Consider the following 13,823-nt stretch of genomic DNA (forward strand, 5'->3'; position numbering starts at 1 on the left):
CCTGTTTTAACTACCGTCTAAATTTTAGTTTCTTCAACTTCAATTCAAACATCAGGAACTTAACGACCAGCTACTTGCATTTCTCTTATTTCACACCCGCATTTCTGCGGGAGGCGAACTATAGCAAGCATCGCTCTTCCTTGGCAAGACTTATTTGGATAAATTGAATAAATCTTATAAATCGCCCTGCACTATCTACTTATACGACTGAAACTCTAAACACAAAAGAAAAACGCCCCAAGGGTGGGGCGCTCTAACATCTATCAAAAAATACAAATTACTCTTGAACACGCAGAGAAAAATCCACCGCCCGAACATCCTTAGTGAGTGCGCCAATAGAAATGCGATCTACGCCAGTCTCAGCTATCGCACGAACAGTGCTTAAGTCCACCCCACCAGAAGCCTCCAGCAAAGCGCGGCCGTTGTTAATCGCCACCGCCGCACGCATCATAGACGTATCAAAGTTATCCAATAAAATTGAGTTTGCACCAGAATCCAATGCCAGCCGCAACTGATCCAAGGATTCAACTTCAATTTGCACGCTAATTTGTCGGACGTATTTTGCGACAACCTCACTAGCATTCTGCAATGCTGGAACAATGCCGCCGGCAGCAGCAATATGATTCTCTTTAATCAGAATGCCATCATACAAGGCCAAACGTTGATTTTTTCCACCACCAACGCGCACGGCATACTTTTGAGCCAAACGCATTCCAGGCAAAGTTTTACGCGTATCCAAAATCGAAGCGGACGTTCCTTCAATTAACTCTACATAACGACGCGTTGCAGTGGCAACACCCGACAACAGCTGCATAAAATTAAGCGCACTACGCTCAGCGGTTAACAAGCTACGCGCCGGCGCCTGGATTTTACATACAATAGTATCGGCACTCATCAGCGCGCCTTCCGCATATTGCCAATCAACCACAATAGAGCTATCAAGCGCCAACATCACAGCATCAAACCAAGGCGCACCGCAAAGGACAGCTTCTTCACGCACCACAACATGCGCGATAACCCTCGCATCAAGTGGCACCAATTCACCTGTCAAGTCACCAGCTCCCACATCCTCACTCAATGCAAGCGAGACGTTAGCATTCAGCGCATTGGTCAAATCCAAATCGAAAGGGGCAAACGTATTTTTTAAATTTGTACTTTGAAGACTCATAGCCATCCTTAAGCTGGGCCAATACCAGAAAACAATTTTCCATCTTGCGCCAAATCACCACTTGCTTTCACATTGTTTTTTCGAGCTGCCGCAAAATCTAACATGCGATCAATTGAACGCTTCGCCCGTTGCCCAATCACAAGATCAACTTGAATTTGATTCTCACCAGTCTCAAGCACATGCAAGAGATTACGCAAACCATTCATCGCCATCCAAGGACAGTGCGCACAACTCTTACAAGTAGCACTATTGCCTGCTGTTGGCGCAACAATAAATTTTTTCCCAGGCGCAGCCATCTGCATTTTATGCAAAATGCCGTTATCAGTCGCCACAATAAATTCCTGCGCATCCATCGTTTTTGCCGCATTAATTAATTGCGACGTAGACCCGACCACATCCGCCAAAGCAACCACCGCGGCGGGTGACTCTGGATGTACCAAGATCTTGGCTGCTGGGTGAGACTCCTTCAGAATCTCCAATTCAATCCCCTTAAATTCGTCATGCACAAGGCAGGAACCCTGCCACAGCAACATATCGGCACCAGTCTGCTTTTGAATGTAGCCACCCAAGTGTTTATCTGGGGCCCAAAGAATTTTTTTGCCCTGCGCATGCAGATGCGCAACGATATCCAAGCCAACGCTAGAAGTCACCATCCAATCAGCACGCGCCTTCACCGCCGCACTGGTATTTGCATACACCACCACCGTACGGTCAGGATGAGCGTCACAAAATGCGGCAAATTCTTCTGGATCACAACCGAGATCCAAAGAACAAGTCGCATCCAAATCCGGCATTAAGATGGTCTTTTCAGGACTCAAGATTTTCGCCGTCTCGCCCATAAACTTAACACCTGCGACAATCAAAGTTTTGGCGGCATGATCACGCCCAAAACGCGCCATCTCCAGCGAATCAGAAACACAACCACCCGTCTCTTCTGCCAGATCCTGTAAATCAGAATCAACATAGTAATGCGCGACCAGCACAGCCTGCTTTTCTTTTAGCAGCTCCACAATACGCTTTTTTAACTTAATTTTTTCATCAATACTTGGCGCATCTGGCACTCGCGCCCACGCCGACGCAGTACAACTACTGCCAACATCCATTTGAGGACGCTCAAATTCAATAACTTTGGTCGCTTCCATTTCAAGTCTCAAAGTAAAAACCGCTAGTTTAACAGCAATAAAAAAACCCGCACTTCTCATGAAGGACGGGTTTTCCTCTTTATTTCGAACAATCATGGCCAACGACCCAAGAAGACTTCAGGCACACCATCAAAATTTAACATTTTTTTGATGGCATCTGTCTTTTAAGACATACCGTCAAAAGTACCGTCAAAAACTTGGGCTGTCAAGAAACCGCTTGGTACGTCCTGAAACAAAAAACCCGCGTTCTCATAGTGAGTAACGCGGGTTTGAATGCTTCTTGGTACTGCCTGAAACGTACTAATGGTGCCCGAGGCCGGAATTGAACCGGCACGCCCCTTTTACGGAAAGCGGCGGATTTTAAGTCCGATGTGTCTACCAGTTTCACCACTCGGGCACTCAACTTGCATCTAGCAACTTGCTAGCTTGTTACTTAATGATAGTTCGAAACTTAACTATCAAAATTCTTGGAGGCGGGGGTCGGGATCGAACCGGCGTCTACGGCTTTGCAGGCCGCTGCATAACCACTTTGCTACCCCGCCAAGGGTTGCTATTTCATTTGCATCTGAATTTTCTCAAACTTTAGCAAACAAAAAGCGGAACAACTTACGAATAAAAAAGGGAAGCTGTGCTCCCCTTCGGAATCTGGAGCGGGAGAAGAGTCTCGAACTCTCGACCTCAACCTTGGCAAGGTTGCGCTCTACCAACTGAGCTACTCCCGCATAATACTTCTTGCTACTACAGCGCCATTCCAAAAAACTTGGAGCGGGAGAAGAGTCTCGAACTCTCGACCTCAACCTTGGCAAGGTTGCGCTCTACCAACTGAGCTACTCCCGCATAATACTTCTTGCTACTACAGCGCCAACCCAAAAAAAAAATTGGAGCGGGAGAAGAGTCTCGAACTCTCGACCTCAACCTTGGCAAGGTTGCGCTCTACCAACTGAGCTACTCCCGCATTGCGACAACAGCCGTGCATTATATAGCACCTGCAAAAGTTGTCAAGAATTATGATCCAGAAGATTGCCTGCTTTTTCTTTTATCAGAGGCCAAGCCTTCTGCAGATAGTAAAACATCGACCATACAGTCAATATTGCAGCCACTAATAACAGCACTCTTCCCCAAAGTATCGTATCAACCACACCAAACAGATCACCATAAAAAAGTAACATAGGAATTGCTACCATCTGTGCTGCGGTCTTGACTTTACCTAGTGAACTTACCGCAACCGACTTGGATGCACCTATTTGCGCCATCCACTCACGCAACGCTGAAATCGTAATTTCGCGCCCTATGATAATAAATGCGATGACCGCGTTCACACGATTCCATTCGACTAAAACTAACAAAGCCCCAGCAACCATTAATTTATCTGCTACAGGGTCAAGAAAGGCACCGAAGGCCGATGTTTGATTCCAGCGTCTGGCTAGAAAACCATCAAACCAGTCAGTCACTGCGGCAACTATAAAAATCACCGTGGAGGCAACATTCTTTTCAAATGGACTCAACATCGAATCCGGCAGATAAAAAACTCCGACCACCAGAGGAATCAGAGCGACCCGTAACCAAGTCAATAAGATAGGAAAGTTAAAAGGCATTTTGATGGATTAATTGAGAATTAAATGCATTATATTTTGCCTGACGTGCACACATGCAATTAATTTCAAAATTCTTCGAGGAAAGCAACGAATTGAGAAACTATCGGAGGCGCTGATAAATTTCTTCAGCTAATGTACGTGATATACCTTCGACCGCCATCAAATCTTCCACGCTGGCATCCTCGACCCCTTTAATTCCGCCGAATCGAGTCAATAGTCTTTGACGTCGTTTGGGGCCGACACCATCAATTTCTTCTAATTTTGAAGACTGACGGGCCTTCGCTCGCTTCGCACGCATACCAGTAATTGCAAAACGGTGCGCTTCATCGCGAATCTGTGCGATCAACATCAAAGCTGCAGATTCTTTTCCCAACTCTTTAGATTCACGTCCATCAACGAACACCAAGGTTTCAAGTCCGACTCTACGCCCTTCGCCCTTGGCAACACCAACAATCAAACTTGTATCCAAGCCTAGTTCAACAAATACTTGACGCGCAACTTCGACCTGCCCTTTCCCCCCATCAATCAAAACGATATCTGGCATGACAGCTACCAAATCGGAAGAGTCCTCACTAGCGGTCGCAAATTTTTCAAAGCGTCGATGAATTACCTGGCGCATCGCTGCATAATCGTCACCAGGTGTGATGTCATGAATATTGAATCGACGATACTCGCTGTTTTGCATGGTATGGTGATGAAAAACCACACAGGATGCCTGAGTCGCTTCACCATGTGTATGACTGATGTCAAAACATTCAATTCTAAATTGCTCCATATCCGCAATTTCGATGTCTAAGGCATCAACCAAGGCTTTTGTACGCACTTGTTGCGCACCTTGCTCAGACAATGCACGAGCCAACGCTAAGCGCGCTCCTTTTTCAGCCATTTCCAACCATGCTCGTTTTTGTTCTTGCGGCTGAAAACTCAAGTGAATTTTGTGGCCACACTGCTCCATCAATGCGAGCATCAATTCAGGAGCGTCAATTTCGACGTTTAATATAATTTGACTAGGAATAAATTGATTGATGTAGTGTTGTGCAATGAATGCAATCATCACTTCAATTTCAATGCCTTCATTTAGTGCGGCCTGAGCCAACTCTAAATGGCTAGGAAAATAAGAGCGATCGCCTAAATGTCGGCCACCACGTACCATTGCCAAGTTAACGCAAGCTCTACCACCGTCTAACACAACAGCAACGATATCAATATCAGCATCGCCTGCGAGCTCCATACTTTGCTGATGCAGCACCTTCGACAATGCCGACATTTGATTACGAACTATGGCGGCTTTCTCAAAGGCCAATTCGTGCGCATAAGTCAACATTTTATGCTCGAGCCTTGCCATCACTTCGGACTGGCGGCCGCGCAGAAAATGGGATGCGTCTTCAACATCAGATTGATAATCCGCATCTGAAATATAATCAACACATGGAGCACTACAACGTTGAATTTGGTGCAATAAGCAAGGGCGTGTACGGTTTGCGAAGACGCTGTCCTCACAACTACGCAAGAGAAATATTTTTTGCAATAGCTGCATGGACTCTTTCACCGCCCAGGCCGATGGAAAAGGCCCAAAATATTGATGCTTCTTATCGATCGCGCCGCGAAAATAGGTCATGCGTGGCGTTTTTTCTCGGGTAATTTTTAGATAGGGATAAGACTTATCATCTCGAAATAAAATGTTATAGCGAGGCTTTAACGCTTTGATCAAATTATTTTCTAAAATCAGTGCTTCTGCTTCGCTGCGCGTGACTGTGGTTTCAAGGCGAACTATTTTCGCCACCATCATGGCGATGCGCGGACTACTCAGATTTTTTTGAAAATAGCTAGAAACACGTTTTTTTAAATCACGCGCCTTACCCACATATAAAACCTGATCATTAACATCGAAGTAGCGATAGACCCCTGGCAAATTAGGCAATGCTGCAACTAGCTCTAGAACCGAATTGGGCGTGGTGACGGTGCCATTATCTTTACTCATGGGCGTTACCTGAAATTCGCTGCTCGATTACGACATACGCGATCGCAAATTCATCCTCATCAGACATTGACAAATGAGCGCACAAATTACGTTCATTCATCCACATCGCTAACTCGCCTTCCCAACACAAATATGGTCGCCCAATCTGGTCGCTCAATACTTGCAATGAATGCCAATTCATAGGGTGGCGTACCCCTAGGCCTATTGCTTTGGAAAACGCTTCCTTGGCAGCGAAGCGTGTAGATAAAAATAAAGCAGCTCGACGCAAAGACTGTGCAGCTCGCTCCCGATAAATCGACTGCTCATCCGGCCCAAGAATTTTTGCAGCAAAGCGTTGCGGATGGCGCGACAATGCCGCTTGAATCCGTGAAATCTTAACGATATCGGTGCCAATCCCGAAAATCATTTCACATCCAGTCTTGCCTTTACCATCAAGGCTTTCATATCAGCGATCGCCTTTTGCCAGCCGACAAATATAGACTGCGCAACGATGGCATGGCCGATGTTTAATTCTGAAATACCACGAATCGCGGCAATTGCCTGCGTATTCGTATAGTGTAAACCGTGACCAGCATTCACCTTCAACCCTAAGCTCAAGGCAAAATCAACACCGTCGTTTATTCTTAATAGCTCACTCTTTTGAACCGCATCACTAGTCGCGTCTGCATAACGCCCTGTGTGTAATTCGATTACTGTGGCACCCAAATCTTTTGCTGCTTGAATTTGCTGACGATCAGCATCAATAAACAAACTTACGCGAATACCTTCACACTGCAATTGCTTGGTCGCGATCTCAACCTGCTTGTAAAATCGTACTACGTCTAAGCCACCTTCTGTCGTAACTTCTTCGCGGCGCTCTGGTACCAAACATGCATCATGGGGCTTGATACGACAAGCGAAATCTATCATTTCCTGCGTTACTGCCGCTTCGAGATTCATACGTGTTAATAAGCGTGGACGTATCTCTTCTACGTCGCGGTCTTTGATGTGACGTCTATCTTCACGCAAGTGTAAAGTAATACAATCTGCACCCGCCTCTTCCGCCAGCAATGCTGCCTTCAAAGGTTCTGGATAAATCGTACCGCGCGCATTTCGCACTGTCGCGACGTGATCGATATTGATACCAAGATCAATACTTTGTGTTTGTCCGTGTATATTCATAGCTTTTGAAGATCAATTAAAATTTGGCGTGTATTAAGTGGTGCGCCATGCAAATGAAAGCTCAATAAAAAACGCATGAGTTGTTTGCTTTGGGCTTGCGTCTGAGGATCAGTGTAACTGCCAACAGACATGTCCAATAGCGTTTTTCCACTCACTTTGGGAAGGTTTTCGATAAGACCAGCGAAGCGCACACCAACACCTGGCTCTAAGACATAAAACTCTTCAGCAAGAATCCGCCCACGGGAATTAATGCAATAAGTCAAATCACCTAACAATCCAGCTTGTTGCAAAAGTATAAGCTCAAATTTACGTAACACTATAGCCGCAGATTCATTGTGCGCCAATTGATTCAGACTAGAAACATACAGGTCAAACAGAACCGTATTTGACTCATCACGCAATAGGAACTTAATCAATAGCTCATTCAGGTAAAATCCACAAAGCAAAGCTGATTTTTCCAGTGGAAGCATACCACCGACCCATTCAGCTGCAGTCAGTGTACGGACTTCCGATTTTCCGGTCCATGAAATACTTAAGGGTTGAAAGGTTTGCAGAACGCTTCGCAATGCAGAGGTCGGACGCTTTGCGCCCTTTGCAACTAGTGACAATCGCCCATATTCACGGCTAAAGACGTCAACAATCAGGCTGCTTTCTTTGTATGGATACGAATGCAGAACAAAGCCCGGTTGATGCAGGATGCGGACTTCTTTGGAGCTTCTCTTAGGGGGCGTTAAAACAAGCGCACTACTTACACTTAGCTCACCAGCACGCGCTCGACGTTTCGGTGTCGTCAGCGCCGCATTTGAGTCTTTATCCAATCACTGTCTCGCTGACGCAGATTTTATTCATAGCCATAGGCACGTAATCCTGCTTCATTATCCGCCCAGCCAGATTTGACTTTAATCCAAATTTCTAGATACACAGGACCGCCAAAAAGCTTTTCCATATCTTGTCGCGATTGCGTGGAGATATCTTTCAAACGTGCACCTTTATTGCCTATCACCATAGATTTATGTCCATCGCGATCAACCAAGATTGCGACGAATATACGTCGCAAATTACCTTCCTGTTCGAATTTCTCAATCAGTACCGTACTTGTGTAAGGCAGCTCGTCTCCAACAAAACGAAATAATTTTTCACGAACGATCTCAGTCGCCAAGAATTTCTCACTACGATCGGTAATATCATCCTCACCAAACACAGGTGGATTCAACGGAAGATATTTACGTGTTTCGCGTTCTAGGCTATCCAACTGAAATTTCAATGTTGCTGACACCGGCACAACGGCAGTAAATGGGAACAGGGACATTACCTTCTGCGCAAAAGGCATCAAAATGGCTTTGTCTTTGACTCGATCGGATTTATTGATTACCAAGATGCACGGTACATTTTTTGGCAACAAATCAATTACTTGCTGATCCGCCTGACCGAATGTGCCCGCCTCAATAATGTACAAGATGACGTCAGACGCCATCAATGTGTTCGTGACAGTCCGGTTTAAGGTGCGATTCAACGGATTTGAATGACGTGTCTGAAAACCCGGCGTATCAACATAGACGAATTGCGTCTGGTCTTTGGTTTGAATTCCCGTAATGCGATGACGCGTCGTCTGCGCCTTACGCGATGTGATACTGACTTTCGCTCCAATCAAGGCATTCATCAGAGTCGATTTACCAACATTCGGACGTCCAACAATCGCGATATAGCCGCAACGATACTCTGAGTTATCTAACATATCATTCATCTTTATTTTACTTTTGTATAGTCTCTCGCACGGACACATCCAAAGACAGCTGCTCTTCACTGCCTTCAGGAAGTAGCAGCGAAGGATTCATGTCATTGATCTTGACCGTTGATTGTATCGTCGCAATTCCAGCTAGTTTTAACTGTGATGTACGGGGTTTGGATTTCTTGCTATTGGGAGTTTTAGACAGCAATTTGACCGCAGTTTCCAAAGCCAATTTCGCTGCTGCCTGTTCGCCTGCCCGGCGACTTCCGCCAGTGCCAAATACCTGAATTTCTAATTTAGGTACCAAACACTCGATTTCAAATTCTTGATTATGTGCTGCACCATGCGTTGCAACGACATTGTATTGCGGTAAGGCGATTTTCTTGCTTTGCAAAAATTCCTGCAATAAGGTTTTCGCATCTTTCCCTAAGGTAGTTGGATCAACCGAGCTTAGGATAGGCTCATATAAGGATTGAATGACTCTCTTGGCGATGTCAAAACCCGCGTCCAAATAGATTGCCCCGAACAAAGCCTCTAGCGTATCCGCCAAAATTGAAGGCCGCCGAAAACCACCGGACTTTAATTCGCCCTCGCCTAGACGTAAAAACTGGGAAAGCTCCAATTTTTGTGCAATTTCAAACAAAGATTGTTGTTTGACCAAATTCGCACGTACACGCGACAAATCACCTTCATCAATACTCTGAAAAGTATCAAACAAAATGGAAGCAACCACACAGTTGAGTATCGAATCACCAAGGAATTCTAGGCGCTCATTATGTGTGACACTATGACTTCGGTGCGTTAATGCTTGCTGCAATAGTGCAACATCATTAAATTGGTGCCCCAGACGCTTTTGCAACAACTGTTCATTCATAAATCCGACTTATTCCTGTTTCTTTTGCGCCGTTGGAGTCTTTGCCGTGGTTCCCTGATATTCAAGCAACAAACTTGCTGGCCCAAATAATGGAATTTTTTTCGTGTAGAAAAAACTGACCTCAAACCCTGTCTCGCTCTTATCTATAACCAAATCACGCCCAGAAATAGAGGTAATATAACCAACATCAGCTTGCTTATTAAACGCTTGCTGAATGTCTTTTGCCGAGCCACCACCAGTTAATTTTGCAGTTTGAATCGCCTTTTTAATCGACATGTATTCAATTGCCGTTGGTGCAATCTTAGAGGCTAATAACACCAATACTGCAAGTATTCCCAAGACAAAGATCAACCCAACCAAAGACATTCCACGACTTTTCTTCACTGACACCTGTTGATATTTACGCATAGTCTCTCTCCGATTTTATTGAAAACTACCAATTCTCTTCAAATCACTAAAATTCATCCAGATAAAAAACGCTTTTCCCACTATATTCTGATCAGGAACAAATCCCCAATAACGACTATCGCGACTATTATCCCGATTATCACCCATCATAAAATAATGCCCTTGCGGAACTTTACAACTAACACCTTCAGTATCGTATACACACTGATCGGCAAAGGGAAAGTCGTCTTCGGCTGTTCGCGAAACAGCGGCGGGAACACCCTCATCATTTAACACTCTATGCGTAAAGTTGCCTGACTTCTCATTCATTTTTTGGGAATAGCTTAATTGGCTTCCTTCGTGTAAGAAATCAGGCAAATTCTCATACTGACTAGCCACGCCATTTACGGTTAATTTCTTATTTTTGTAGACCACAAGATCACCCGGAATACCGACAATTCGCTTGATATAGTTTTGAGTTGGGTCTTTAGGATACTTAAAGACCATCACTTCACCACGTTGTGGCTCATTTACAGAAACAATTTTCTTATCAATGATTGGCAAACGAATACCGTAAGTAAACTTATTTACTAAAATAAAATCGCCGATGAACAAAGTTGGCAACATTGAGCCGGACGGGATTTTGAACGGTTCAAACAAAAACGACCGTAACACAAACACTAAGGCAATCACAGGAAAAAAGCTTCCTGAATATTCTACCCAAGCCGGTTGTCTTAGCAAGCTAGCTTCCAAGTTCGCACGTGCGCCTTGATCAGCGTTTGCTTTTAGATCAAATTCACGTAATGCTTGTTGCGCATACGCCAGACGTTTTGGAGCCAAAACAAACCGATCAAACGCCCAAACCAGTCCAGTGACAATAAGAAGCACGAAAAGAATTAAGGCGAAGTTGCCAATTATGGATTGCAAATTCATTTTTCTTCCACTTGTAAAATTGCCAAAAATGCTTCTTGTGGAATTTCCACCGAGCCAACTTGTTTCATCCGCTTTTTACCAGCTTTTTGCTTTTCTAGCAATTTACGCTTCCGACTAATATCGCCACCGTAACACTTGGCCAATACGTTCTTGCGCAAAGCTTTGACATTTTCACGTGAAATAATATTCGCACCAATTGCGGCTTGGATAGCCACATCAAACATTTGTCGTGGAATTAATTCACGCATTTTTGCAGCGACAGCACGGCCACGGTAATGTGCATTAGCACGATGCACAATAATCGCTAACGCATCAACTTTTTCGCTATTGATAAGCATATCGACCTTGACCACATCCGCAGCACGGTACTCTTTAAACTCGTAGTCCATGGAGGCATATCCACGCGAAGTCGATTTCAATCGATCAAAGAAATCCAAAACGATCTCTGCCATTGGCATTTCATAAGTGAGCTTCACCTGACGACCATGATAATTCATATCAAGCTGCACCCCACGCTTAGAGGTACACAAGGTGATCACAGAACCTACATACTCTTGAGGCATGTAAAGATTGACAGTCACAATTGGCTCACGAATTTCTTCAATTTTAGAAGGATCTGGCATCTTGGATGGATTATCAACCATCAAGGTACTACCGTCTCCCATGATCACTTCATAAATGACCGTTGGCGCAGTCGTGATGAGATCCATGTCGAATTCTCGTTCCAGACGCTCCTGCACAATTTCCATGTGCAACAAACCTAAGAAGCCACAACGAAATCCAAAACCTAAAGCCTGCGACACTTCTGGCTCATACATTAATGCTGCATCGTTGAGTTTTAACTTTTCCAACGAATCGCGCAAAGCATCATACTGATTTGCCTCAACCGGGAATAACCCAGCAAACACTTGTGGCTGAACTTCCTTAAAGCCTGGCAATGGCTCTTTGGCGGCACGTGCCACGGTCGTGATCGTATCGCCAACTTTCGCCGCTTTCAACTCTTTAATACCTGCAATAATAAAACCAACCTGACCTGCCGACAATTCTGGCCGACTCAACGATTTAGGCGTAAAAACGCCGACGCTCTCAACTAAATGTTGCGCTTCGGTCGCCATAAAAAGAATCTTTTCTTTGGGACGTAATGTGCCATTGACAATTCTAACCAACATCACTACACCAACGTAATTATCAAACCAAGAGTCGATAATAAGAGCTTGCAACGGCGCATCAGGATCACCTTTCGGTGCAGGGACTTTGACAATCAAAGACTCCAAAATATCCCTAACCCCTAAACCTGTCTTCGCGGAACAATGGACGGCATCAGTCGCATCAATTCCTATCACTTCTTCAATCTCACTTATTGCGTTTTCCGGATCCGCAGAAGGCAAATCGATTTTATTCAGCACTGGCACAACCTCAACACCTAGGTCAATCGCCGTATAGCAATTTGCTACTGTCTGCGCCTCGACACCCTGAGAGGCATCTACAACCAATAGAGCGCCCTCACAGGCGGATAATGAGCGACTAACTTCGTAGCTAAAATCGACGTGCCCAGGAGTATCGATAAGGTTCAGATTATAAATCTGACCATCCAATGCTTTGTAGTGAAGAGCTGCAGTTTGAGCCTTAATCGTAATACCTCGCTCACGCTCAATATCCATGGAATCTAAGACTTGTGCCTCCATTTCTCGATCAGATAAACCACCGCACAATTGAATAATGCGGTCCGCCAAAGTAGATTTACCGTGGTCAATGTGGGCAATGATAGAAAAATTACGAATATTATTCATTAGATATACTGAAACCGATTACAAAAAAGGCGCCTACTACCGGGCAAATTCCCAGGCGAGCGCCTCATATTTGGGTTATGCAAAAACGACATTTTACCGGATTTCACCTCTGGCTGTCCTAAATTCCTTCAAGCAATGGGAAAATGCTCTAGGAAAGGCGTCGCAACCTCCTGCCGGCAGTAACACTTAGACGATAAACTAAAATGTCATGTCATACGGAAGATTCTCATTTGTTGCATCGGGCAAGCCCCATTTTTTGTCATAATCTATTTTTGCTAGGTAAAGTCCGTCAGGCATGAAAGTAGGTGCGGATAGGCTACGATCTTTTGCAGATATCAGGCTTGCAATCCAGTCAGGTTCGCGCTTACCCATGCCAACGAAAATTAAAGATCCAACGATATTTCTGACCATGTGATGCAAAAAAGCATTCGCCCTGAGACTAAAGACAATTAAATCGCCTTGTTGCCGAATTTTTACTTCATACATATGCTTTATCGGTGTTTTGGCCTGACAACCAGCAGCACGAAACACTGTGAAGTCATGTTCACCAATCAAATAATTTGCTGCTTCACGCATTAACTCGACCTTCAGTGGTCTAAAGAACCAACCAGCTCGATCAGCCCATAATGGAGACCTGATTTTTGCATTATATAAAAAATAATGATATGTACGAGAATACGCACTAAATCGGGCATGGAATGCATGCTGATCTTGAATATCTACAGGAATTTGTTTAGCCCACCTGACAGCAATATCTGCTGGCAAAAATGCATTAACGCCGTTTACCCACGAATACATTTCACGGTTCAATTCAGTGTCAAAGTGTACGATCTGTTCCAATGCATGGACGCCAGCATCAGTGCGACCAGCGCAAACGGTTTGAATTGGATGCTTCGCAAACTTATTCAAAGCCAATTCTAATACGTCCTGCACAGTATTGCCGCTTGGCTGAGTTTGCCAGCCTTGATAATGGGTACCTTGATACTCAACACCTAAGATCACTCTTTTTAACATCATCGATCACTGCACTCAAAATAAAAATGGGCGCAGCAAATTGCTGCGC

At 44.6% G+C, this 13,823-nt stretch carries 13 protein-coding genes and 5 tRNA genes; all 18 read right to left on the minus strand.

The genetic code is table 11. From position 1 onward, the window contains the following. Positions 1–277: 277 nt before the first annotated feature. The 18 genes from nadC to truA all read right to left on the minus strand — a co-directional run bounded on the left by nadC (position 278) and on the right by truA (position 13,777). A complete protein-coding gene (gene nadC, locus ACO0KW_RS17590; protein WP_423054685.1) occupies positions 278–1,168 on the minus strand; it encodes a carboxylating nicotinate-nucleotide diphosphorylase in 891 nt (296 codons plus the stop codon). Positions 1,169–1,176: 8 nt separating this feature from the next. Next, on the minus strand, positions 1,177–2,310 hold the full coding sequence (gene nadA / locus ACO0KW_RS17595) for a quinolinate synthase NadA (protein ID WP_423054686.1): 1,134 nt from the start codon (positions 2,308–2,310) through the stop codon (positions 1,177–1,179). A gap of 304 nt (positions 2,311–2,614) precedes the next feature. Beyond that, positions 2,615–2,707 (minus strand) — tRNA-Leu (locus tag ACO0KW_RS17600). A 71-nt stretch (positions 2,708–2,778) separates the two neighbouring features. Continuing rightward, a tRNA-Cys gene (locus ACO0KW_RS17605) sits at positions 2,779–2,852 on the minus strand. 104 nt (positions 2,853–2,956) lie between these two features. Next, a tRNA-Gly gene (locus tag ACO0KW_RS17610) sits at positions 2,957–3,032 on the minus strand. A gap of 39 nt (positions 3,033–3,071) precedes the next feature. After that, positions 3,072–3,147, minus strand: a tRNA-Gly gene (locus ACO0KW_RS17615). A gap of 42 nt (positions 3,148–3,189) precedes the next feature. Beyond that, positions 3,190–3,265, minus strand: a tRNA-Gly gene (locus ACO0KW_RS17620). 43 nt (positions 3,266–3,308) lie between these two features. Beyond that, positions 3,309–3,905 (minus strand): CDP-diacylglycerol--glycerol-3-phosphate 3-phosphatidyltransferase, encoded by a 597-nt coding sequence (gene pgsA, locus ACO0KW_RS17625; protein WP_423054687.1) that lies wholly within the window; start codon positions 3,903–3,905, stop codon positions 3,309–3,311. Positions 3,906–4,005: 100 nt separating this feature from the next. Next, the gene (gene uvrC, locus ACO0KW_RS17630; RefSeq protein ID WP_423054688.1) at positions 4,006–5,886 is read right to left on the minus strand and encodes an excinuclease ABC subunit UvrC; all 1,881 of its coding nucleotides are present in this window, start codon (positions 5,884–5,886) and stop codon (positions 4,006–4,008) included. Beyond that, positions 5,879–6,292 carry a holo-ACP synthase gene (acpS, locus tag ACO0KW_RS17635; protein ID WP_423054689.1) on the minus strand — a complete coding sequence of 138 codons (414 nt, stop codon included), beginning with the start codon at positions 6,290–6,292 and terminating at the stop codon, positions 5,879–5,881. The genes uvrC and acpS overlap by 8 nt, the downstream gene beginning before the upstream one ends. Beyond that, complete coding sequence (pdxJ, locus tag ACO0KW_RS17640; RefSeq protein ID WP_423054690.1) at positions 6,289–7,047, minus strand: pyridoxine 5'-phosphate synthase; 759 nt, start codon at positions 7,045–7,047, stop codon at positions 6,289–6,291. Before pdxJ ends, acpS begins: the two co-directional genes overlap by 4 nt. Then, entirely contained in the window at positions 7,044–7,865 is an 822-nt protein-coding gene (recO, locus tag ACO0KW_RS17645; protein WP_423054691.1) for a DNA repair protein RecO, read from the minus strand. The genes pdxJ and recO overlap by 4 nt, the downstream gene beginning before the upstream one ends. Before the next feature lie 23 nt (positions 7,866–7,888). Next, positions 7,889–8,791, minus strand: coding sequence for a GTPase Era (era, locus tag ACO0KW_RS17650; RefSeq protein WP_423054692.1), 903 nt, complete (start codon positions 8,789–8,791; stop codon positions 7,889–7,891). A 7-nt stretch (positions 8,792–8,798) separates the two neighbouring features. Continuing rightward, on the minus strand, positions 8,799–9,650 hold the full coding sequence (rnc, locus tag ACO0KW_RS17655) for a ribonuclease III (RefSeq protein ID WP_423054693.1): 852 nt from the start codon (positions 9,648–9,650) through the stop codon (positions 8,799–8,801). Between the two features lie 9 nt (positions 9,651–9,659). Beyond that, a complete protein-coding gene (locus tag ACO0KW_RS17660) occupies positions 9,660–10,058 on the minus strand; it encodes a DUF4845 domain-containing protein (RefSeq protein ID WP_423054694.1) in 399 nt (132 codons plus the stop codon). A gap of 15 nt (positions 10,059–10,073) precedes the next feature. Further along, positions 10,074–10,970 (minus strand): signal peptidase I, encoded by an 897-nt coding sequence (gene lepB, locus ACO0KW_RS17665; RefSeq protein WP_423054695.1) that lies wholly within the window; start codon positions 10,968–10,970, stop codon positions 10,074–10,076. Continuing rightward, complete coding sequence (gene lepA, locus ACO0KW_RS17670; protein WP_423054696.1) at positions 10,967–12,760, minus strand: translation elongation factor 4; 1,794 nt, start codon at positions 12,758–12,760, stop codon at positions 10,967–10,969. The genes lepB and lepA overlap by 4 nt, the downstream gene beginning before the upstream one ends. A 198-nt stretch (positions 12,761–12,958) precedes the next feature. Next, on the minus strand, positions 12,959–13,777 hold the full coding sequence (gene truA / locus ACO0KW_RS17675; RefSeq protein WP_423054697.1) for a tRNA pseudouridine(38-40) synthase TruA: 819 nt from the start codon (positions 13,775–13,777) through the stop codon (positions 12,959–12,961). Positions 13,778–13,823 lie beyond the last annotated feature (46 nt).

The organism is Undibacterium sp. Ji22W, assembly GCF_049340305.1.
In the GTDB taxonomy this organism is placed as follows: Bacteria; Pseudomonadota; Gammaproteobacteria; order Burkholderiales; family Burkholderiaceae_D; genus Undibacterium.